Origin of the sequence: Paraburkholderia sp. Clong3, assembly GCF_050436485.1 — a bacterium.
GTDB classification, from domain to species: domain Bacteria; phylum Pseudomonadota; class Gammaproteobacteria; order Burkholderiales; family Burkholderiaceae; genus Paraburkholderia; species Paraburkholderia tuberum.
Genome location: NZ_JBNDMH010000003.1, coordinates 867,124 through 889,210 on the forward strand (window position 1 = coordinate 867,124; position 22,087 = coordinate 889,210).

At 64.0% G+C, this 22,087-nt stretch carries 22 protein-coding genes and 1 pseudogene; 11 read left to right on the forward strand and 12 right to left on the reverse strand.

Translation table 11 applies throughout. From position 1 onward, the window contains the following. The first annotated feature begins 21 nt into the window (after positions 1-21). The 4 genes from OKW30_RS27395 to OKW30_RS27410 all read left to right on the forward strand — a co-directional run bounded on the left by OKW30_RS27395 (position 22) and on the right by OKW30_RS27410 (position 3,845). Positions 22-891: an NAD-dependent protein deacetylase gene (locus tag OKW30_RS27395; protein WP_184072509.1), complete on the forward strand. Its 870-nt coding sequence runs from the start codon at positions 22-24 to the stop codon at positions 889-891. Between the two features lie 56 nt (positions 892-947). After that, complete coding sequence (locus OKW30_RS27400; RefSeq protein WP_429348148.1) at positions 948-1,556, forward strand: DUF938 domain-containing protein; 609 nt, start codon at positions 948-950, stop codon at positions 1,554-1,556. A gap of 267 nt (positions 1,557-1,823) precedes the next feature. Then, positions 1,824-3,233, forward strand: a complete 1,410-nt coding sequence (gene gndA / locus OKW30_RS27405) for an NADP-dependent phosphogluconate dehydrogenase (protein ID WP_184072506.1) — start codon at positions 1,824-1,826, stop codon at positions 3,231-3,233. Positions 3,234-3,509: 276 nt separating this feature from the next. After that, on the forward strand, positions 3,510-3,845 hold the full coding sequence (locus OKW30_RS27410) for a DUF4148 domain-containing protein (protein WP_429348149.1): 336 nt from the start codon (positions 3,510-3,512) through the stop codon (positions 3,843-3,845). A 154-nt stretch (positions 3,846-3,999) separates the two neighbouring features. Here the strand turns inward: OKW30_RS27410 and OKW30_RS27415 are convergent, their stop codons facing one another. Next, positions 4,000-4,320 carry a hypothetical protein gene (locus OKW30_RS27415; protein WP_184037119.1) on the reverse strand — a complete coding sequence of 107 codons (321 nt, stop codon included), beginning with the start codon at positions 4,318-4,320 and terminating at the stop codon, positions 4,000-4,002. A 230-nt stretch (positions 4,321-4,550) separates the two neighbouring features. Here OKW30_RS27415 and OKW30_RS27420 point away from each other — a divergent pair, with 230 nt between their 5' ends. From OKW30_RS27420 to ltaE, 3 genes are all read left to right on the forward strand, one after another. Next, entirely contained in the window at positions 4,551-4,862 is a 312-nt protein-coding gene (locus OKW30_RS27420) for a cupin domain-containing protein (protein ID WP_429348150.1), read from the forward strand. A 164-nt stretch (positions 4,863-5,026) separates the two neighbouring features. After that, positions 5,027-5,830 carry a peptidoglycan DD-metalloendopeptidase family protein gene (locus OKW30_RS27425; protein ID WP_187628454.1) on the forward strand — a complete coding sequence of 268 codons (804 nt, stop codon included), beginning with the start codon at positions 5,027-5,029 and terminating at the stop codon, positions 5,828-5,830. 186 nt (positions 5,831-6,016) lie between these two features. Further along, positions 6,017-7,024, forward strand: a complete 1,008-nt coding sequence (gene ltaE, locus OKW30_RS27430) for a low-specificity L-threonine aldolase (RefSeq protein ID WP_429348151.1) — start codon at positions 6,017-6,019, stop codon at positions 7,022-7,024. A 141-nt stretch (positions 7,025-7,165) separates the two neighbouring features. On the opposite strand, the gene OKW30_RS27435 is transcribed toward ltaE, so the two are convergent. Continuing rightward, complete coding sequence (locus OKW30_RS27435; protein WP_429349176.1) at positions 7,166-8,536, reverse strand: MFS transporter; 1,371 nt, start codon at positions 8,534-8,536, stop codon at positions 7,166-7,168. Between the two features lie 777 nt (positions 8,537-9,313). On the opposite strand from OKW30_RS27435, the gene OKW30_RS27440 reads away from it, so the two are divergent. Continuing rightward, positions 9,314-11,767 (forward strand): glycogen/starch/alpha-glucan phosphorylase, encoded by a 2,454-nt coding sequence (locus OKW30_RS27440; protein WP_187628453.1) that lies wholly within the window; start codon positions 9,314-9,316, stop codon positions 11,765-11,767. 113 nt (positions 11,768-11,880) lie between these two features. Here the strand turns inward: OKW30_RS27440 and OKW30_RS27445 are convergent, their stop codons facing one another. From OKW30_RS27445 to OKW30_RS27480, 8 genes and pseudogenes are all read right to left on the reverse strand, one after another. After that, a complete protein-coding gene (locus tag OKW30_RS27445) occupies positions 11,881-12,270 on the reverse strand; it encodes a DUF6232 family protein (protein ID WP_184072498.1) in 390 nt (129 codons plus the stop codon). A 72-nt stretch (positions 12,271-12,342) separates the two neighbouring features. Further along, positions 12,343-12,692 (reverse strand): annotated as a pseudogene (locus OKW30_RS27450) (class I SAM-dependent methyltransferase). Positions 12,693-12,755: 63 nt separating this feature from the next. Further along, positions 12,756-13,355: a LutC/YkgG family protein gene (locus OKW30_RS27455; protein WP_184072470.1), complete on the reverse strand. Its 600-nt coding sequence runs from the start codon at positions 13,353-13,355 to the stop codon at positions 12,756-12,758. After that, a complete protein-coding gene (locus OKW30_RS27460; RefSeq protein WP_429348152.1) occupies positions 13,352-14,725 on the reverse strand; it encodes a lactate utilization protein B in 1,374 nt (457 codons plus the stop codon). The genes OKW30_RS27455 and OKW30_RS27460 overlap by 4 nt, the downstream gene beginning before the upstream one ends. Next, positions 14,722-15,465 carry a (Fe-S)-binding protein gene (locus tag OKW30_RS27465; RefSeq protein WP_429290811.1) on the reverse strand — a complete coding sequence of 248 codons (744 nt, stop codon included), beginning with the start codon at positions 15,463-15,465 and terminating at the stop codon, positions 14,722-14,724. Before OKW30_RS27465 ends, OKW30_RS27460 begins: the two co-directional genes overlap by 4 nt. 38 nt (positions 15,466-15,503) lie before the next feature. After that, on the reverse strand, positions 15,504-16,493 hold the full coding sequence (cydB, locus tag OKW30_RS27470; RefSeq protein ID WP_429348153.1) for a cytochrome d ubiquinol oxidase subunit II: 990 nt from the start codon (positions 16,491-16,493) through the stop codon (positions 15,504-15,506). 14 nt (positions 16,494-16,507) lie between these two features. Then, positions 16,508-16,903: a cytochrome ubiquinol oxidase subunit I gene (locus tag OKW30_RS27475; protein ID WP_429348154.1), complete on the reverse strand. Its 396-nt coding sequence runs from the start codon at positions 16,901-16,903 to the stop codon at positions 16,508-16,510. A 204-nt stretch (positions 16,904-17,107) separates the two neighbouring features. Beyond that, positions 17,108-17,620: a hypothetical protein gene (locus OKW30_RS27480; RefSeq protein WP_429348155.1), complete on the reverse strand. Its 513-nt coding sequence runs from the start codon at positions 17,618-17,620 to the stop codon at positions 17,108-17,110. Between the two features lie 573 nt (positions 17,621-18,193). Here OKW30_RS27480 and OKW30_RS27485 point away from each other — a divergent pair. Continuing rightward, entirely contained in the window at positions 18,194-18,574 is a 381-nt protein-coding gene (locus OKW30_RS27485; RefSeq protein ID WP_429348156.1) for a response regulator, read from the forward strand. 89 nt (positions 18,575-18,663) lie between these two features. On the opposite strand, the gene OKW30_RS27490 is transcribed toward OKW30_RS27485, so the two are convergent. Then, entirely contained in the window at positions 18,664-19,335 is a 672-nt protein-coding gene (locus OKW30_RS27490) for a response regulator transcription factor (protein ID WP_429348157.1), read from the reverse strand. A gap of 562 nt (positions 19,336-19,897) precedes the next feature. Here OKW30_RS27490 and OKW30_RS27495 point away from each other — a divergent pair. Next, positions 19,898-20,284: a DUF3331 domain-containing protein gene (locus OKW30_RS27495; protein ID WP_184072456.1), complete on the forward strand. Its 387-nt coding sequence runs from the start codon at positions 19,898-19,900 to the stop codon at positions 20,282-20,284. On the opposite strand, the gene OKW30_RS27500 is transcribed toward OKW30_RS27495, so the two are convergent. Then, positions 20,200-21,168, reverse strand: a complete 969-nt coding sequence (locus OKW30_RS27500) for a PAS domain S-box protein (protein ID WP_184072454.1) — start codon at positions 21,166-21,168, stop codon at positions 20,200-20,202. The genes OKW30_RS27495 and OKW30_RS27500 overlap by 85 nt on opposite strands. A gap of 511 nt (positions 21,169-21,679) precedes the next feature. Here OKW30_RS27500 and OKW30_RS27505 point away from each other — a divergent pair. Next, complete coding sequence (locus tag OKW30_RS27505; RefSeq protein WP_184072452.1) at positions 21,680-22,060, forward strand: hypothetical protein; 381 nt, start codon at positions 21,680-21,682, stop codon at positions 22,058-22,060. Positions 22,061-22,087 lie beyond the last annotated feature (27 nt).

Consider the following 22,087-nt stretch of genomic DNA (forward strand, 5'->3'; position numbering starts at 1 on the left):
CGATCGTCCACCGTCTCCGTTATGACCGACCTTCAGCTCACGCCGACCGAATCTCTCACCGATCCGCACACGCTCGACGATCTGCATCGCTTCGTGCAGCGTCATCCGCGCCTGTTCGTGCTGACCGGCGCGGGCATCAGCACTGACTCCGGCATCCCCGGCTACCGGGACGACAACGGCGCATGGAAGCGCTCGCCGCCGATCACGCTGCAGGAGTTCCTTGGCACGCCGGCGATGCGTCAGCGCTACTGGGCGCGCAGCATGGTCGGCTGGCCGCTCGTCGCGCGCGCGCAGCCGAATGCCGCGCATGTCGCGCTCGCGCGGCTCGAAGCGGCCGGTCACGTGCCGACGCTGGTCACGCAGAACGTCGACGGCTTGCATCAGCGCGCGGGCAGCCGCGACGTGATCGAGCTGCATGGCGGCATCGACGGCGTCAGTTGTCTCGACTGCGGCATGCAGCACTCGCGCGCGGCGATCCAGCAGACGCTCGAAGCCGACAACCCCGCTCTGCTCGACGTCACGGCCGAAGCCGCCGCCGATGGCGACGCGCATCTCGAGTGGCACGATCTCGGCGGTTTTCGCGTGCCGGCATGCGTGAACTGCGGCGGGTTGCTGAAGCCGTCGGTGGTGTTCTTCGGCGAGAACGTGCCGAAGGCGCGCGTCGAAGCGGCGTCGCATGCGCTCGATGCGGCCGACGCCGTGCTCGTGGCCGGCTCGTCGCTGATGGTGTATTCCGGCTACCGCTTCTGCGTGTGGGCGCAGCGCCAGGGCAAGCCGATCGCGGCGATCAACCTCGGCCGCACGCGCGCCGATCCGCTGCTGTCGCTGAAGGTGGCCGCGCCGTGCGGCGATACCTTGAGCGCGCTCGCCGGTCTGCTGGCTGGCGATTGAGAATGAATGGATCCCGTGGATCACCGTCAAAACCTGAGGAACACCCAGAGCCGACCATGACCGACTCCCGGCAACATTCGCCATCCGCCGAACGCAATCGCGCACCAATCCTCGCCGTGCTGCGCGAGGCGCTGCCGGCGAGCGGCCGCGTGCTCGAAATCGCGAGCGGCACCGGTGAGCACGCGATCTGCTTCGCCGGCGCGCTGCCCGGTCTCGACTGGCAGCCGAGCGATGCCGATGAGGAGGCGCGCGAGTCGATTGCGGCGTGGACCGCGCACGCGGGGCTCGCGAACGTGCGCGCGCCGCTTGCGCTCGACGTGCATCAGCCGGACTGGGGCGTCGATGCGCTCGACGCCGTCGTCTGCATCAACATGATCCACATCTCGCCGTGGAGCGCGGCGCAGGCACTTTTCGACGGCGCGGGGCGGCGCCTCGTCGACGGCGGCGTGCTCTATCTATATGGTCCTTACCGGCGCGGCGGCGCGCACACGGCGCCGAGCAACGCAGCGTTCGATCAATGGTTGAAGAGCCGCGATCCCGAATGGGGCGTGCGCGATATGGAAGCGGTCGTCGCGCTCGGCGACACGGCGGGGCTCACCTGCGAACGGGTGGTCGCGATGCCCGCGAACAACTTCAGCCTGGTGTTCACGAAGCGGGCAGGGTAGCGGGTGCACCGACGGGCCGGGCATTCGTCCACGCCTTGCGCCAAACCTCGGTCCGATCCCAAACCGAACCCGCCGCGCAAACGCCGACGCGCGCACAATACCTGTCGTCACGCGCAAACATGAGCACGACAGGAGCACGAGCAACTGGCGTGCTTGCCCCCTCCCAAGCGGCAAGCGCGCATTTCTTTTATCCTTTTACCCTCGACGCCGCGCCGCCGTTCTCATGGCGCGGCGCCACGACATTTTTTTGGACTCTGGAGAATTCAAATGGGCAAACAGGCAATCGGCGTGGTGGGGCTGGCGGTCATGGGCCGCAATCTGGCGCTCAACATCGAGAGCCGCGGCCACGCGGTGTCGGTCTACAACCGTAGCCGCGCGAAAACCGACGAACTCATCGCCGAATTTCCGGACCGCAAACTGGTGCCGGCTTTCACGCTGGAAGAGTTCGTCGACTCGCTCGAAAAGCCGCGCCGCATTCTGATGATGGTCAAGGCCGGCGAGCCGACCGACGCGACCATTGCCTCGCTCAAGCCGCTGCTCGAAAAAGGCGACATCCTGATCGACGGCGGCAACACGCCTTTCACCGACACGATCCGCCGCAACCAGGAACTCGCGAAGGCGGGTCTGCATTTCATCGGCACCGGCGTGTCGGGCGGCGAGGAAGGCGCGCTGAAAGGCCCGTCGATCATGCCGGGCGGTCCGCGCGACGCGTACGACCTCGTCGCGCCGATCCTCACCGAGATCGCCGCGAAGGCGCCGGACGGCGAGCCCTGCGTCGCGTACATGGGACCGGACGGCGCGGGCCACTTCGTGAAGATGGTGCACAACGGCATCGAGTACGGCGACATGCAGCTGATCGCCGAAAGCTACGCGGTGTTGAAGCAGGTCGTCGGATTGTCGAACGAGGAACTCGGCAAGGTCTACACCGAGTGGAACCAGGGCGAGCTCGACAGCTATCTGATCGAAATCACGTCGAAGATCTTCGGCAAGAAGGACGACGAAACCGGCAAGGACCTCGTCGACGTGATTCTCGACCGTGCCGCGCAGAAGGGCACCGGCAAGTGGACCAGCCAGAACGCGCTCGATCTCGGCGCGCCGTTGCCGCTGATCACCGAGGCGGTGTTCGCGCGCGTGCTGTCGTCGCTGAAGACGCAGCGCGTGGCCGCGAGCAAGGTGCTGGAAGGTCCGCAGGCGAGGCCGCTCGAAGGCGCGAAGGACGCGTTCATCGAATCGGTGCGTCGCGCGTTGTACTTCAGCAAGGTGATCTCGTACGCGCAGGGCTTCGCGCAGTTGCGCGCCGCGTCGGAAGAGTACAACTGGGATCTCGACTACGGGACGATCGCGAAGATTTTCCGCGCGGGCTGCATCATCCGCGCGCGCTTCCTGCAGAAGATCACCGACGCCTATTCGAAGGACAAGGCGCTCGCGAACCTGCTGCTCGACCCGTACTTCCGCGACATCGCGAAGAACTACCAGGCGGGGCTGCGCGAAGTCGTGGTGGCCGCGGTCAACGCGGGTGTGCCGGTGCCGGCCTTCGCGTCGGCGATCGCGTATTTCGACGCCTACCGCTCGGAGCGTCTGCCCGCGAACCTCGTGCAAGCGCAGCGCGACTTCTTCGGCGCGCATACGTTCGAACGCATCGACAAGCCGGGCAGCTTCCACGCGCAGTGGAGCTGAGCGGTTGAAAAAACGGCCCGACGCGCCATGGTGACAGGGCGCGCGGGGCCGTTGCTCCGTTTGGATCGGCAAGGAAACGCCGCATTATTACCAAATGTCTTGCGGGTTAAACGCGGACTCAAAGAATGCCCAAATGATTATTGCGACGGCAGCAATAGAGTTTCACTGGTTTAAGGGTTTGCCCTAGATCGAGACACCTCTAGACTTGTTTTCAATCGCTGAGGGATAAGCAGAAACCCGAAGCGCACCACACAACAAGTCCTTTGGAGGTTAATCATGAAGACCCTGATTTCCGCTGTTGCTATCGCCACCGCCCTCTTTGTTCCGGTCGCGTCGTTCGCTCAAGCGAGTCAGCCGGCGACCCGTGCTCAGGTTCGCGCTGAACTGATTCAACTCGAAAAGGCCGGCTACAACCCGAGCGCCAGCGACGTGAACTACCCGGCCGACATCCAGGCAGCGCAAGCACGCGTCGATGCGCAACGCGGCACGGCCATCGCGGCCAACTCCGCAGACACCAGCGGCTACGGCGCTCCGGCTCCCGGCACGTCGCAAGCTGGCCACGCTGTCATCCCGGCGAAGGCCAACCGTGACTCGGTGTACTTCGGCAACTGATCGCAGTAGAAGTCCGCAGATGTAGTGGGTAGTTGTAGTGCGCTGTAGACGCCGCTTCGTGGAATAGCGCGAACGCGGCGGGCAAGAAAAAACGCCATCCAGTTCGATCGGATGGCGTTTTGTCGTTTACGGCGCCGTGCTGCGACGGTTCCCGTCAATGCAGCGTTCGCTGCCGCCGGCCGATGTCATCGAACAGCGCGCGGCTCGGCTCCAGCGCGAGCAGCCACGATTCGTCGTAGTCGCTCAGGTTGTCGAGCGCCTCGCGCAGCCGTTCGAGCGCCACCGCAGGCAGCTCGACGCTCGCCTCGACCCCGCTCGACAGTCCCGCGATGCTCGCCAGTTGCACGAGCGCATCGGCGGCCTCGGCGACGTCGGCGGCGAAGATCAGATGCGTGTTCAGCAGTTCGACGAGGCCGGCAGACGCCGCCACATCGTCGACGTTGAGTTGCACGGCCAGAAAGGTGGCTTTGTTCATCCTCGATTCCTCCCAGAATCCCAACGTTGTCGTGAGCTGCTCCGCGCGGCTTGACTGAGTATAGGCGATGGTCGATCACCTGCAATGATCGGACGGAACGACCGTGGCGGCTTGCTCGCCCAGACGCGCGGGCCACGCGACCTATAATAGGGCCAGCCGCGCGAGCGCCGACGCCGTGGGCGCACGGCGCCGCCCGCCGGGCTTGCGCGCTTGCCAATTGCTCATCGACCATGAAGATCATCCGCAGCAGAAGCTTCACCGCGTCGCGTGCCTGGGGCGCGCTCGACATCGCGAACATGAACGGCGTCACCACGCGTCTGCATTGGACCGACCAGCCGTACAAGTGGCACGTGAACGACGGCGAGGAGGTATTCGCCGTGCTCGACGGCCGCGTCGAAATGCGCTATCGCGAAGACGGCGTCGAACGCACGACAGTGCTCGAAACCGGCGACGTGTTCCATGCGTCGGTCGGCACCGAGCATGTCGCGCATCCGCTCGGCGCGGCATGCGTGCTCGTCGTCGAAAAGCAGGGCAGCGTCTGAAGAACACGGCAGTTTGACGGTGCGCGCTAGCGCGGCCCGCGTGTGGCGGTCGCGCACAATATCGAGGCGGCAGCGGACAGCCGCGACCGTGTGCAAGCGTGACGGCACGGCAATTGCTACGGCGTCGATTGAATTGGATTGAGACACACGTCGAGGAAAATCAGATGACACGACAATGGCAACCGACGGCGATCCGCCTGCTGATGGCGGCGGCGCTCGGCGTGGCGATCGCCGGCTGCACGACGATGCCGTGGGAAAGTACGCCGTTCTACAGCAACGCGCCGTCGAGCACGACCAGCCTCGCGACCGTCCCGGTGCCCGCCGGCTACTATCGCGTCAATCCGGGCGATACGCTGTCCGGCATCGCTTCGGCCTATGGACGAAGGCCGCAGGAAATCGCGGCCTGGAACGGCTTGCCGGTCAACGCGGCGGTCGCGCCCGGCCAGGTGCTGCGCGTTTCACCGCCGATGGCCTCGGGCAGCGTGGTCACGCCGCCGGTCGCGGTGGCGCCGGGTGCGCCAGCCGCGCCGGGCGCGACGGCGAACGTGCCGCCGGGCGCCGTACCCGGTGCGCCGGCCCCTGCCGCCGTGCCCCAGCAGGGCGTGCTGCAATGGCCGTTGCGCGGACCGATCCTGCGCGCGTTCGCGCCGGGCAAATCCAACGGCATCGTGATCGGCGGCCAACCCGGTGATCCGGTCAAGGCCGCGGCGACCGGCCGCGTGGTTTACGCGGGCACCGGCATCGAAGCCTACGGCCCGCTCATCATCATCAAGCACAACGATTCGCTGATCACCGCGTACGGCCAGAACAGCCAGCTACTCGTCAAGGAAGGCGATGCGGTGGCGCAAGGGCAGACGATCGGCGAGGTCGGTGTCGATAGCCGCGGCGTCGCGTCGATCCAGTTCGAAGTGCGCGAGAACGGCCAGCCGGTCGATCCGCTCCAGTGGTTGCCGAAGCCTGGCGGCTGAGCGTCCCCGTCGCGACTGTTGGCTCATCGCAGCCGGATCGGCGCGCTTCTCGGGGATGCGCCGATTTTCAGCGTCGTCTGAATTGAATACACTGTATGGCTCGTTTGCCGGCGCGCGCGTTCCTTCCGGAATGCACGGGCGGCCGGTTGCCGTAGGCTGTCATTCATGGACGCACAGGGACACACAATGATCGATTTACGCAGCGATACCGTTACCCGTCCGACTCCGCCGATGCTCGCGGCGATGTCGGCGGCCGAAGTCGGCGACGACGTCTGGGGCGACGACCCCACCGTCCTGCGTCTGCAGGCCACGCTGGCCGAGCGCACCGGCAAGGAAGCGGGGCTGTTCTTCCCGAGCGGCACGCAAAGCAACCTCGCCGCGTTGATGGCGCACTGCGCGCGCGGCGACGAATACATCGTCGGCCAGCTCGCGCACACCTATAAATACGAGGGCGGCGGCGCGGCCGTGCTCGGCAGCATCCAGCCCCAACCGCTCGAAAACGCCGCCGACGGCTCGATCCCGCTCGACAAGATCGCCGCCGCAATCAAGCCGATCGACGATCACTTCGCGCGCACGCGGTTGCTCGCGCTGGAAAACACGATCGGCGGCAAGGTGCTGCCGGTGCAGTACGTCGCCGATGCGACGCGGCTCGCGCGCGAGCGCGGCCTCGCGACCCACCTCGACGGCGCGCGCGTGTTCAACGCGGCGGTCGCGGCGGGCAAGCCGGTCGCGGCGCTCGCCGAGCCGTTCGATTCGGTGTCGATCTGTTTTTCGAAGGGACTGGGCGCGCCGGTCGGCTCGGTGCTGGTCGGCAGCCGCGCGCTGATCGACGTCGCGCATCGCTGGCGCAAGGTGCTCGGCGGCGGCATGCGCCAGGCTGGCGTGCTCGCGGCGGCGTGCCTGTACGCGCTCGATCACAACGTCGAGCGGCTCGCCGACGACCACGCAAATGCCGCGCATCTGGCGGCGGGGCTGGAGACGATCGAGCAGGTGAAGGTGCAGTCGGTCGCGACGAACATGGTGTTCGCGCAGTTTCCGCAGCAGCATTGCGCGCCGCTCGAGGCGTGGCTCAAGGAGCGCGGCATCCTCACGCAGATGCTGTATGCGTCGCGCTTCGTCACGCACATGGATGTGTCGCGCGACGATATCGACACGTTCATTGCCGCGGTGAAGGGGTATTTCGCGGCACGTTGATCGCGCCGCATGGGTCGCAAGCGAGGCGGCTCGCGTGGTTGCCGCCTCGTCTTCCCGCACTGGCCCCGACTCGTGCGCGCTCGTTCGAGGCGCGCTTCATTCAGGCTTCATCCCCGCCTCACGCGCCGTCCGGCGCATATCTCACTTGACCGCCGCCTTCGCCTGCACGCCCGCGCGATGCGACGGCGCGAGCAGCCGCAAGCCGCTCGCCAGGCTCGCCGCGCCGGCGAAGAACGCGCCGAGGCCGAGCGCGAGCGTCGGCCCATGCTGGCGGCCGGCAATGCCGAAGCAGAGCGCGACCAGCGCCGCGCCGGTCGCCTGTCCGAGCAGCCGCGCGGTCGCCACGATGCCGCTCGCGCCGCCGCTGCGCTCCGGCGGCGCGCTCGCCATCAGCGCCTTCAGGTTCGGCGACTGGAAAAAGCCGAAACCCGCGCCGCAGATCGCCATACGGATGCCGATGTCGAGCACGTGCGGATGGGCGGGCAGCATCGCCAGCGAGGCCATCCCCGCCGACAGCACCGCGAGCCCGATCGCGCCGAGCAGCCCCGGCGGGTAGCGGTCCGACAGGCCGCCCGCGAGCGGCGCGGCGAGCGCGACCACGACGGGCCACGGCGTCATCAGGAAGCCGGTTTCGACCTGGCTGCGCAGCAGCACGTCCTCGAAATAGAACGGCAGCGACACGAACGCGAGGCCCTGCGCGGCGAACGAGCACACGGCCGTCACCGCCGACAGCGCGAACACCGGCCGCTTGAACAGATCGACAGGCAGCATCGGCGCGGGGTGGCCCGCCTCGCGGCGGATCAGCAGCAGCCCGAACACGCCGGCGAGCGCCGCGGCGCTGAGCACGATCTGCAGCGACGCGCGTTGCGCCGCCTCGCCGAGCGCGAAGATCAGCGCGGCGAACGTGACCACGTTGAGCAGCGCCGCCACTGGATCGAGCGGGTGCCGGCTCTGCGCGGTATGCGGCAGCGCCGGCATCGCGAAGCTCAGCGCGAGTACGCCGAGCGGCACGTTGACCGCGAACAGCCACGGCCAGGTCGCGACCGACAGAATCAACGACGCCACCGTCGGCCCGACCGCGAACGACACGCCGACGATCAGCGCATTGGTGCCAAGCCCGCGACCGAGCCGATGCGGCGGGTACAGATAGCGGATCAGCGCGGTGTTGACGCTCATGATCGCGCTGGCGCCCAAGCCCTGCACGATGCGCGCGGCGGCGAGCAGCGGCAGCGTCGGCGCCATCGCGCAGCCGAGCGAACTCAGCGTGAACAGCGCGATGCCGCCGATATAGATGCGCCGATGCCCGACGATATCGCCGAGCGCGGCGAGCGGCAGCAGCGTCGCGACCATCGCGAGCTGATATGCGTTGATGATCCAGACCGAGGCGGCCGGCGCCGCGTGCAGGTCGGCGGCGATCGCGGGCAGCGCGGTGTTGGCGATCGCGGTATCCAGCGTGGCGAGCGCGACGGCGAGCATGATCGCGGCCATCGCGCGGCGGTTGGCGGCCGACATCGGGCCGTCGGCGGGGAGAGTCGGCGTGGGGACGCCGACGGCGGGGCTGAGCTTATCGGACAAGGTGTGGCTCGCGGGGTTGGGCATGCCGGTGTCGGTCGCTTCCGGAGAGGCGACGCGCTCGGGCGGCGGTTTCGTCGAGGGTGTGGCGCGCGCTGTCGGTCCACGGCGGATCGGCGTGGCGGCTTGTGCGGCGCAACGTCGCGATTGTTGCAGAGACGGCACGATCGTGCCGGGAGGCGGGCAGGGACCGGAAGGCGGCTAGAAGATGAGGCGCTTTGATCTCAATGAAACGCAACTAACCGCCAATCCCGCCCGCCATTTCCAAATCGGCGCGCGCCCCGCGTCAAATCCAACACACATACGACAAAACCGCCCGGCAGAACGGGCCGCCCGATTCGATCACAAAATCAGGCTATTCGGAGCTTCATCCGCTCGTCACGCATCGGAAAAATAATCGATGTGCGGCTCGCAGATGCTTCGGGCGTTTGCCTTCCCCAACCCGCTTTCGTCACCCGACTCACGCGCGCCGATGCCCACCCCGAGTGCCGCTGCCACGCGGTTTGCACCGCGTCGGGGCGCCCGCCGCGGCTCGGTCGCGTGGCAGCGGGCGAGTTCGCCGGGCACGCCGTATGCGCCACCGTCCGCTCGCGCGCCAGTATGCGCGATCCCTAAAATGTCCTACTCTGTTTTTTTAAACCGCTCCGACAGGCACGCGCCTCCCGTCCGTCTCTCGTGCGGTTCGCGTTTGCCATGTTGACCTTCCCGGAGGCTTCGATGACAGCCGTCGATCTGGAATTCGACCAGCTCAACAGTACCGTCGACGCGCTACGGCGCTCAATTTCGAATCGCATGATGTACGGCGTCGGCAAGGACGCTGTCACCGCTCACCCGCACGACTGGCTGCACGCGGCCGCGCTGGCCGTGCGCGACAGGCTCGTCGCGCGCTGGATGAAGACCACCCGCCTGCAATACGAGCAGGACGTGAAGCGGGTCTACTACCTGTCGATGGAGTTTCTGATCGGCAGGACCTTTACCAACGCGCTACTCGCGCTCGGCATTCACGATCAGATGAAAGAGGCGCTCGCGAGCCTCGGCGTCGACATGGACGCACTGATCGATCTCGAACCCGACGCAGCGCTCGGCAACGGCGGTCTCGGCCGGCTCGCGGCGTGCTTTCTCGACTCGATGGCGACGCTCGGCATTCCGGGCTTCGGCTACGGCATCCGTTACCAGTACGGCATGTTCCGTCAGGAAATCGTCAACGGCGAGCAGGTCGAGGCGCCCGACTATTGGCTGCGCGCCGGCAACCCATGGGAATTTCCGCGACCCGAAATCAAGTACATGGTGCACTTCGGCGGCCGCACCGTGCAGCGTGGCGACAAGACCGAATGGATCGACACCGAGCATGTGAACGCGACCGCGTACGACACCGTGATCCCCGGCTACGCGACCGACGCGACCAACACGCTGCGCCTATGGTCCGCGCGCGCGACCGAGGAACTCGACCTCGGCGCATTCAATCGTGGCGACTACCGCAACGCGGTCGACACCAAGAACATGTCGGAGAACGTGTCGCGGCTGCTCTATCCGGACGATTCGACGCCGGCCGGCCGCGAGTTGCGGCTGCGCCAGGAGTACTTCTTCGTGTCGGCGACGATGCAGGATCTGATCCGCCGCTATCAGCGCACGCACAGCACGTTCGGACGCTTCTCGGAGAAGGTCGCGGTGCATCTGAACGACACGCACCCGGTGCTCGCGATTCCCGAGCTGATGCGCCTGCTCGTCGACGAGCATCATGTGCCGTGGGACAAGGCGTGGAAACACTTGACGCAGATCTTCTCGTACACGAATCACACGCTGATGCCCGAGGCGCTCGAAACATGGGATGTCGAAATGTTGTCACGCCTGCTGCCGCGGCATCTCGAGATCATCTTCGAAATCAACGCACAGTTTCTGAAGCACGTCAGCGAGCACTCGGGCCACGACGCCGAGATGATCCGCCGCATTTCGCTCGTCGACGAATATGGGCAGCGGCGCGTGCGCATGGCGTATCTGGCGATTGTCGCGAGTCACAAGGTGAACGGCGTGTCGAAGCTGCATTCGCAGCTGATGACGCGCGACATCTTCGCCGACTTCGCGCGCATCTATCCGGACCGCTTCACCAACGTGACCAACGGCATCACGCCGCGCCGCTGGCTCGCGCAGGCGAGTCCGTCGCTGTCGTCGCTGATCGACGCGCGCATCGGCACACACTGGCGCAGCAATCTGTTCGAGCTCGAGCAGCTGCGTAATCTGCGCAAGGACGACGAGTTCGTCGAAGCGTTCCGCGAGGCCAAACGACAGAGCAAGCTGCGGCTCGTGCACCGGCTCGCACATCACACGAAGCTGCACTTCGATCCGGACGCGCTGTTCGATCTGCAGGTCAAGCGCATTCACGAATATAAGCGCCAGTTGCTGAACTTGCTGCACGTGATCGTACGCTACAACGAGATTCGCGCGAATCCGGAGCGCGACTGGGTGCCGCGCGTCGTGCTGTTCGCGGGCAAAGCCGCGTCCGCGTACCGGATGGCCAAGACGATCATCAAGCTGATCGGCGACGTCAGCGAGAAGGTCAATCATGATCCGCTGATCGGCGACAGGCTGAAGGTCGTGTTCGTGCCGAACTACGGCGTCAGCGTGGCCGAGCTGATCATTCCGGCGGCCGATCTGTCGGAGCAGATCTCGATGGCCGGCACCGAGGCGTCGGGCACCGGCAACATGAAGCTCGCGCTCAATGGCGCATTGACGATCGGCACGATGGACGGCGCGAACATCGAGATCTGCGACGCGGTGGGGCGCGAGAACATCTTCATCTTCGGTCACTCCGCCGACGAGGTGGACGACTTGCGCGCAAGCGGCTATCGGCCGCGGCAGATTTACGAGGAAAACGAAGCACTGCGCACCGCGCTCGATCAGATTCGCACGGGCTTCTTTTCGCCGGACGATCCGCTGCGCTTCTCGGATATCTTTCACACGCTGGTCGACTGGGGCGATCACTATATGGTGCTCGCCGATTTCGACGCGTTCGCGAAGGCGCAGAACGAAGTGGATGCGCGTTTCGTCGACAAGCACGCGTGGGCCGAAAGCGCGATCGAGAACGTCGCGGGGATGGGGCAGTTCTCGTCGGATCGAACGATCGGCGAGTATGCGCGCAATATCTGGCGCGTGAGTCCGCTCAGTCTCGACTGAGCGCGAGATGACGGCAACGTAGTCGTTGCTTGCGGGCAAGCAGATCGAAAGCCGTGCGAGGCTGGTGCTGATCCGTCGCGCACGGCTTCGTCATGTTCGATCGTCGCCCCGCGTCAAGCCTTCGGCGCGGCAGCCGCGGCCTTCGCCCGATGCACTGCCTCGCCGACGCGTTCGACGAACTCGCGATCCGTACTCATCAGCGCTTCGCGCTCGCCGTCGGCCGTCTTGACCATCAGCCGATGCGTGATGTCCTGGGTCACCCAGGTAAGCCAACCGACCACGATCAGCATCACCCCGCATACGAGTCCCGACGCCGAGTGGAGCACGCCCCCGACGATTGCGCCGATCAGCCCGGCCACCGAGATCACGAGCGGCACGACCTTGTTCTTCTGCACGGTCACGACCTGCACGTCGACGATATCGCGCAGCGGGAAGACCTGACCTGCGGATGAGAGGGCGTTGCGCGTGACCGACACGCCGCGATCGTTGAAAGGGCTTTCCATCGTTTCAATGCGAGGGTGGTGAAGCGCGCAGCGTAGCAGACTTCCTTCAAATTCCTAAAGTTACGGACTTTTCTATCCCCTCTCGGGCCCGTGTTGCAAGGGAGAGCGAATCCATTGGGCTTCGTGCGCGCGCGCCTCGAAATTTTCCGCCCAAAGATCCAGCGTGTGCGCATAGTGACGGCGCAGGCTTTCGACGTCAACCGCTTCGAGCCCGCCGCGCTGCATCGCTTCGAGCCCGAGGCCGACGTGGGCAACTCGCCGTCCGGGAACACATAGCGGTCGATAAACTCGCCCCCGCCGAGCGCGGTTTCGCCGCTATCCGAATCGCTCGACGTGATGCCGTGGTTCATCGCAATGCCATCGTCCACCAGCAACGGAGGCCGGCCTTGAAGGCCTCGGACAGGGCAGGCGATGCCGTCCATGGCCCAGGAACCGTATCATCGCGTTGCGGCTGGCGGCTAAACCGTTCGTGGAGGTCTCCGGCCCTAGCGCGCGGTAGCCGGCCTCGCGACCGGTATGACCGTCAGCGACCGGATACCCTGCGCACCGCGAACCAGTACGCCCTCGATGTCCGCGGTCGCCGACGGGCCGCTCATCAGCACCGCGTAGTTGGCCTCGAAGAACTCCTTGCGGTGATACGCCTGATGCAGATTGCCCACGATATCCGCGGGATCCAGCAACGCGATCAGATGCTGCGACAGGTAGCCGAGTGCATTGACGTTGTATTGCGCTTCGCTCAGCCAGATGGACCCTGTCTCGGCGACAGCAAACGCCGGGCGCACGATCCCGACATCCACGTCATTGAGCGCACGGGGATCGTCAACCAACGCGATGTCACGCGTGCCCGTGAACTCGGGCGTCGCTGAACAGAACACCGTGGCATCGCGGAAACGCGAGCGGACAAATTGCTCGAGGCTGGTGTCCTCGGGCAGTAGGCACCAGACGCCGCCAAGCCGGTCGAGCGATTTGCGGAAGCTCGTCACCACCGGTGGCAATGCGCTATCGAACATCGGCACCTCCGGCAAGCGGCGCGGCACGGGTGAGACCTCGCGCAAACGGGACAAAATCATATTGCGGCTGTTCATTTACTGCTCCTCTTGAGATACCAATCGCGAAATGTTTCCTTGGGCGCATCAGGCACCTCACGGTGCCTGCCCCACGCATTAAGCGGGTTGTAGAGCACGGCGCGCGGCAACACGGAAACGGCCGTCCCGGCTGTCTTGACGGCCGCCCGGTACAGCGCCGGGTGCGACAGCACCTGGCCGGCCACCTTCATGGCCTCCTGCTTGACGAACGGAAGCTCGTGCTGCTCGGCGACGATCTGCCGCCACTTGTAGATCTGCTCGTGTATGTTGATCCTGACGGGGCACACGCTCGTGCAGCTGCCGTTCATCGTCGAGGCAAAGGGCAACGAGCTGTACTTCTTCAGGTTGAAAGTCGGATTGATGATCGCGCCGATCGGACCCGAATAGACACCGCCATAGCTCAGGCCGCTGCTGCGCCGGTAGACAGGGCATGTGTTCATGCACGCTCCGCAGCGGATGCACTTGAGCGAATACCAGAAGTCGTCCATGCCGAGCCGTTCTGAACGGCCGTTGTCGACCAGCACGAAATGCATTTCGCTATCCTTGCGTGGACCGCGAAAGTGCGACGTGTACTGGGTGATCGGCGAGCCGATGGCGTTGCGCGAGAGCATGCGGATAAAGACGCCGAGATGTTCGAGCTTCGGAATCAGCTTCTCGATGCCGATCGACGCTATATGCAGCGGCGGCACGTTCGCGCTCAGGTCTGCGGTGCCCTCGTTGGTACAGACGGTAATGCCGCCCGTTTCCGCAACCGCGAAGTTGCAGCCGGTCATGCCCGCATCGGCGTTGAGGATAAGCGGACGCGTGGCTTTTCTCTGCGCTTCGGCAAGCTTAGGGATGTTGCTCTCGTTCGGGTCGGTGCCAATCTTCTCCGAGAAGATCTTCGCTACGTCCGTGGCGAGCTTGTGCACGGCCGGGACCACGATATGCGAGGGAAGCTCGTCATCGAACTGCTGGATTTGTTCACCCAGATCCGTTTCCACGACGGTGATGCCGCGCTCCTCAAGGTACGGGCGCATGTCGCACTCTTCGGTCAGCATCGACTTGCTCTTGACGAGCAGCCTCGCGTGACGCTGACTCAGGATCTCGTAGACGATGCGGTTGTGCTCTTCGGCATCTTTGGCCCAGTGCACAGTCACGCCGTTGGCCGTCGCATTACGCTCGAACTGCTCCAGATAGTCCGCGAGGTGCGTGAGCGTATGCTCCTTGATCCCCGAGGCGAGCGAGCGCAACTCCTCCCACTCGGCGATGCCATGCACCTCTGCGTCGCGTCCGGTGCGCAGCTCCCACAGGCGTTTGTCGTGGAACTGGATGTGCTTTTCGTCAGCGATGAACTTCTCCGAAAAGCCGACATGGTCAACACCTGTCATGCTTGTGCTCCATTGAGAATCTGCGCGATATGGATGAACTTCAGGCCCAGCTCGAGACGGTCCGAGCAACCTTTCTGGTGCATGAGGCACGACGAATCGGCCGACACGATGTACTCGGCGCCATTGCGCTTGTGATCGCGGACCTTGTCGGCGCCCATGCGCGCCGACACCGGCTCCTCCGACACGCAGAACGTGCCGCCGAACCCGCAGCACTCGTCGGGACGGTCAGGCTGGATGAACTCGATGCCCCTGACACCCCTGAGCAGGGTCAATGGCTTCGAGAAAAACGGCTCATCGATCTCTGACATCTTCGCGGTGCGCAGCGAACGCAGCGTGCCGCAACTGTTGTGCAGGCCGACCTTGTGCGGAAATTCGGCCCACGGGAACTCTCGTACCTGCAGCACGTCGTGCAGGAACTCCACCAGTTCGTAGGTGTTGGACCGCACTGCCAGCGCATCGGGCGTCTGGTCTGCCGCGCTCAAATGGTCACGCACGTGGTGCACGCAACTGCCGCTGGGCGCGACGATGTAGTCGTAGCCGGTGAAGTTGCGCACGAAGAGGTTTTCGGTGGCGACGGCTTCCTTCTCGCAGCCGCTGTTGCCCATCGGCTGCCCGCAGCACGTCTGATCCAGTGGATAGTCGACGTCGCAGCCGAGGCGTTCCAGCAATTGCAGTGTCGCAATGCCCACATCAGGAAAGAACGCGTCAATGAAACAGGGAATGAAGAGTGCGACTTTCATGGTCAGCCCTTGAACAAGTTGAGTGGGGAGCGGGCACGTCAGTGATAGGCCTGGTCTTTCGAGACCTCGCCCCGGAACACCGAATACGCGACACACGTGTACAGCACGATGAGCGGTAGCACGAAGAGCCCTGCGCCCCAGAACATGAATGCCTGCGACGCCGGCGGCGCAGCGGCATCAGACAACGTGACCTGAAAAGGAATGATGTAGGGCAGGTAGGACCCCACCAAAGCGAGAAGCAGCAGTACGAAGCTTGCTGCTGTGTAAAGATAAGGAAGCTTCGGTGAGCCATGCCGCGCAGCCCAACCCGCCGCACAGAAAGCCAGCAATGCGAGTACTGGCAAGAAGAAAAGCACCGGGTGAGCAAACCACCGTGCGCGCACACCGCCGTGCATTACAAGCGTCAGCACGACCACCGAAGTGGCCGCGACGATAACAAGCGGCATGAGCCGACGCGCCGCAGCGCGGCCGAACTCCTGCAACGTGCGGTCACCCTTGAGCACGAGCCAACCCGCGCCGAGCGTGGCATATCCAAGGCTGAGCGCCACACCGCACCACAACGGGAACGCATCGCACCACTCCAAACTACTGCCTGTGTATCGCAGGTTCATAACAGGAATACCCTGAGCGTACGTTCCGACAGAGACGCCCTGCATGAACGCCGCAAGTAGCGAACCCGCAAACAGCATCACATCACAGACCCATCGCGATCGTTCTGCTTTGTGACTGAACTCGATCGCCACGCCGCGCATGATCAGGCCAGTGAGCATGCCGGCCAGAGGACCATACAGCGCCGGTAGCATGATGGAATACACGGCTGGAAACGCGCCGAACAGGGTCGTGCCGGCAATAACGAGCCACGTCCCATTGCCGTCCCATACCGGGGCGATGGACGCGAGCATCTGGTCTCTCAACGCCCGTTTTTTTGCGAACCCGCTCAATACGCCGACCCCGAGATCGAAGCCGTCAAGTGAGACATAGGCGACAAGCGCGAAGATGAATGCTAGTAACCAGAGCCATTCAAGCATGATTGTTCCCCTAGTCAGAAGCCGATCACCTCACCTGTCGTCACACCGCTCATCACGATCCGAAGGATGTAGTAGATGCCGAAGCAGAAGATAAACCCGTAGACCGCAACATAAAGCGTCAGCGTCGCAGCTGCGAAGTGCGCGGAGAGGCCGGGCGTCAATGCGTTCGCGGTACGCAGAACGCCCCATACGGCCCACGGTTGCCGGCCAACCTCAGCAGTAAACCAGCCTGCCAGGATCTCAATGAAGCCAAGCGGGAAACTCCAGGCTACCGGCCAAAGAAGCCATCGCTGCTTCTGCAGCCTGCGACCTGGCGCCGCGGCGGTACCGATCCACGGTGGGTGGAGGACTGCTTGAACAGATGAACAGCAGTTTCCGTCGCAACATGGCAAAGACAGGCGGCCGGACATGCGGCACGACGATCTCCGAACCATGTGCAGCTAGTGAGATCAGACAGCCGGAGAGAAAACAGATAAGCGGTTACTGGATGCAGACTCGACACAGGTCGACCGTTCTCCGGTAAACGTTGCGGTTAAGCCAAGGGACAAACGTATATTCGTCATATGCGTTTGCGCCGATGTAGATCCAGTGGTGTAAGGAGTTGGCCATGTCAGTCACCTTGGCATGAAGTCTGGCGAAAAGTGTTGTCTACGCTTGGGATGCGCGGTGACAGCACGGATAGTGGGGCACGCGTGATTACCGGTGCGGTGGCCGCGGCCATGGCTTCTCTCCGCGGACACAAAGGCGCAGGTGAGAAAGAGCGCTTTTGTTGCGCAGCCGATGAAAGACACGGCCGGTTGGAGCAGCGAGTCGTTGAACTGGAGGGCAATCGTCGGTGCGACCGCCAGTATGCTCATCGCGCAGAGAAAGCAGAAAAAGGGACGTGCGATTCGTGCTTCGAGTACGACCGCGAGCCCGGACACGGTCACGATCAACCGTGTGCCTATCGTCGTGGCGAGCGCGGTGTCGCCGTCTGTCATTGCGAAGTCCAGAGCTGTCTCGATCAGTGCCCACCAGCAGACGACGAGCGCTGCAATGATCACCGCGCGCCCGGTCGGCTGACTGCAGGCGCTCGCGTGCGGTTCCGCCTGCGGAGAAAAGCGATGACCTGTATGTTTGCTGAGCATGGTTCAACCTTCGCGCGGGCATGCTGAGACGAGAATGCGCGTTCGAAAGCAATTTGCGAATTGCTGTCGACGCGTGAACAGCTTGCGACGCATTGCTTCCGACAGACGGGACGGGGGACCTGTCATAACTTCGAAGTAGTCACTGTTCCAGCCGCACCGCCTATGGTTGCCAAGATAGGACGAAGATTGGTATCGAATCCATTCTCCGAATGTTTCGACTTCTGCCAACCGTTGTTTGCCGCAGCTATACGCCGGTATTGCTCGCGCTACCGGCGGTCTCGAGGAGAGGTGCCGCAGGTGCAGGGTTCTTTCCCAGTCGCTACAGACGTGGGGTGGCGTCATACGGCCCGATGGCATGTCCACGACATGACTGCTTGTTGGTCAGCAACGGTGGCGTTTCGGGATTGAGGACGACGCGGGCCGCCCGGCATAGGGCGGCTACAACCTCGAACGGACATGGGCAGCGTTTCGAGCGATGGCGCGCACCACAAGCCGCAATGTCGTGCCGAGCTTCGGGCTATACATTCCGGAAGGGATAGCGGAACATACGCCGGTACATGGACAGGTCGATGCTTGCCCTCACGAAGTCCATCCAGACAGCAGCTGCCGACTCCCGTCTTTGGGACGGTCTGGATCATCGACGACGATGAATCGTCGCGCCTCGCAATCGAAAGCCTTGTGCAGTCGATTGGCTATTCGACGCAGGTTTTTCCGCTGGCGACCGACTACCTGGCGGCGCGCACCTCTCACCTGCGCACTCAGAACGGAGTTCTGATTTCCGACATCCGCATGCCCGGGATGTCGGGCCTGGAGTTGCTCGATCGTCTTGTCGCGCTGGGCGCGGCGCCGCCGACAATCTTTGTGAGCGCGTTCCCCAGCGACGGTTGCATTTGCGGGGGCAGGCGAGCCCGGCTGTCGCGCTCCTCGACAAACCGGTGGACGCGGCAGCCTTGAAGCGCGAGCTCGCCAATATCCGGATCTGAATGGTGACGCGCAAGGCCGGAGCTGTGCCGAACTCTTCGGTCACGGTCTCCAGATAGTGCTCAGGGGCGCGGACCTCCCTGCTGGGGGCCGATGTCGAGTGCGGCGGCCTTGAACACGAGGTCCGCGAGTGAGTGCGCGCCCATCTTCTTCATCAACTGACCGCGATGGATCTTGACGGTGATTTCGCTTACGTTGAGCTGGACGGCAATCTGCTTGTTCAGCATTCCGCTGACGACTAGCGCCAGGATGTCGCGCTCGCGCGGCGTGAGCGACTTATGGGCCTCGCGTAGAACATTCAGGCGGAGTTCCTTTTCGAGGCGCTGCGCGTCTTTCGATATTGCCTCGGAGATCGCATTGAGCATGTCCTGGTCGCGGAAAGGCTTCGGGAAAAAATGGAACGCGCCGGCTTTCATTGCACGCACCGACATTTCCATGTCCCCGTGACCGGTCATAAAAAGCACCGGCATATGTAATGCCTCGCGCGCCATCGCCTGCTGGAAGGCCAGCCCGCTCTCGCCTTTCAGCCTGACATCGAGGATGAGACAGCTAGGACCGCCGGGTTTGCGAAACTCCAGGAATTCGCGGACGGAACCGAACGGCTCGACGCAATACCCCCCTGATTCCAGCAAGTCACGCAACGCCAGACGCATGGACTCTTCGTCGTCCACAACGAAAACTGTGGAGCCGGGGATTCCGCTCGTGGACGGCGGCGCATGCCTATCGATAGCCATAACAGATTCCTTGAAGAGCGCGCCCGAAGGTTCAGACACTTCGCTTGCCCGATCGGGACGCGTCGCGGCCGATCCAGGCAACGAGACGCCAGGAAGTATGACACGGCATAGCCCCAGGTATGAGGTGAATGTCCAAACGCAGCTTTGCAGCCGCCTGCGGGCATCCGTATGCTGGAATCGACGTCGGAAGAGTCGCACGAGCGGTTGAGCATAAAAACCGGACTGGCTTGCAACATATGGAGAGAAATATGTCGTTCGCATCGCAGGAGTGCTTCAGACCATATCTCTATGCCCGCGGCCAGGCGCGGCCCGCACGGCCCGACCTGGCGCGCGCAATGGCGCGCAGCAGACGATGCAGAACAACCTTCGCGCCTGGCCGATGCATGCTTGGCATCACGAAGGCCGCGGCCAGCCGCTGTTACCGACTGACGAGACGCGGACTGTGAATGGTGGATAAGTCGCCAGCATGCCCGTCGCGGGAGGAGAACGGCGCGCTGCCCTTCGCCGCGTCCCAAAGTCCAGAAGCAATGCTAACCCGATCGCTTTCGCAAGGAGTTTCGACATGCTGGCAAACGCAAACGTGATGGATCCGTGGGAGCAGACCATCTGTCTGCTGGGGACGCCTTCGCGCCGGTTGGCCGCTGTGGAAGGGGCCGAGCAGCGCCGTCAGAAGGCGCACTGTGCCGATGGATGCTTTACCGCCGCAGTGACGCTGATCGACCGGCCGACGTCGTCGACGGCCACGATTGCCTGGCGCGATGCGACGCGCGGCTGTTTCGGCGACCAGGCCTGGCGCATGGCGCGCGCCCGCATGCCGGGCTTCTGCGCGATGAGCGGGCAAGCGATCAATCCCGGCGACGCCGTCTACAAGCCGATCTCACGCCCAACGCCCATCAATGCGGAAGCGATGATCCTGGCCTGCGTGGTGCACGACGCGGCGACTCTCTGAACCGCGCACATCGTTTTTTGCCGCAGCGAACGATGCCTGCTGCAATTTTGGCCGCGCGGCGTGGATAGCGTGTCCGCGGCTTGCGTACGATGGATTCGGCAGTAGAAGTGTTTGGGGGAAACCCTTGACCGCGTGGGGGGGCAAGCCATATGCGCGATCGACGCCGTCAACTCGCCCAGGACGAGCACCCGATTCATTCGAACCAGGTCGGACCGCGCCTGCTCCAGCGCGTCCTCGAGCCGTACGCGCTCGGTGATGTCATTGTTGGTCTCGAGGACCATGGAAGCGCGCCCGGCCGCATCCCGCTGCAAAGTGAGACGGCAACTCACGATGCGCGGGGCGCCGTCGGCGCGACGCCTGGCGAACTGGCCTTCCCAGCTATCGTGCTGATGAAGCCGGTCAACGATCTGCTCGAGCGGTACGACGAATTGAGTGTTGAGCAATGTGTGCACGACCTTGCCTATGGCCGCTGCCCGGTCGAAGCCGTTCAGTGCTTCGGCGCCACGGTTCCAGTAGAGGACCTTCCCGCTCATGTCCCACGTAAAGAAAGCATCGCGCGTCAGTTCGAGCAGGCTGGCCTGATATCGGTGCCGCTGTTCTGTGCGAAGGCTGCGGATAGTGAGAACGGTCACCAGTGCAATCGTGAGATTGCTGATCACCTCATTTACGATGCCCTCCAGGATGGGGCCGGCAGGGCGCGTGAGCCCCCAACTGATCACCGCGAGCGCGATGCACCCTGCGCCCACCAGCATGACCGTGCGCGTCGATCCGAATCTCGCCGACAGCAGCACAACAAGCACGTACAACGTGGCGACGGCGATGTCGAGAACCGTGACGGTATCGGCGAAGAAGATCAGCAACGCCAGTATCGACATCGCGATCATCGCCCGTCCGTTAGGGAAACGAAGGACATTCATTTTCGTCTGGTCTCTGATGGACGCGCGAAGCACCGACGGACGTAAAGCCGCGTTAGTTCACCGCTCAATCGACGGTTCAGGAGGGCGCACGAATGAATCTGTCTTGTCGCGACAGTATAGATCGCGCGGCATGTGACCGGATAGGTCACGGTCGCTCGCTCCGTGTTTCCGCGGATCGCTTTGCGCCGCAAAGACAACGGTCGCCGACAGCGCGGAGAACATCGCATCTGCCGGTAATGGCAGCTTGTAACGAGGCGCATAATTAATCCGTCGGCAGTAGTCTGGTCGTCCACAGTGGCCAAAAGACCGCGACCTGGTGCACGTCGCGATGGCTGCACCTGTTGGTGACTTGTGCACCGCGGTAGGTCGTTAGCTACCAGCTAAGGCACCGATACAGCGGGTTCAGGCCGCGTGCCGGCTGGCTTCAACGAACTCGGCGGACTCTAGCCTTTGTTGGGCTTGCAGCAAGCGCGGCGTGGTGCCTGCATGCCCGAGTCTGGATCGCCTGTCGATCTTCGCACACGACGTGGTCGACGCCTGGCGGGTGCTCGAACCGATGGCCGCGTTCGACGCGCTCGACGGATACGCCGCGTACGTTGCGCCGCGAGGGTGGCCACCTGAACGGTTGCGCGTCGCGCTTCCGGATGCGCTCGAATTCTTCGGCGACGATCAAGTGGCAACGGCGTTCGCGGCGCCGCTCGATACGGTCACATCGCGTCTCAGCTTCGAGCCCGCGACGTTCTGGTTCGCGCCGATGCAGCACGTCGCGTCGCGGCTGTACGACGGCCTCTGCGTCGCAGAACGCCGCGCCGCGCTCAGCGCATTCTTCGATGCGCACCGTGAGTCGATCAGCCTCTAGCCGGCAACGGTGGATCAGGCAGATCCG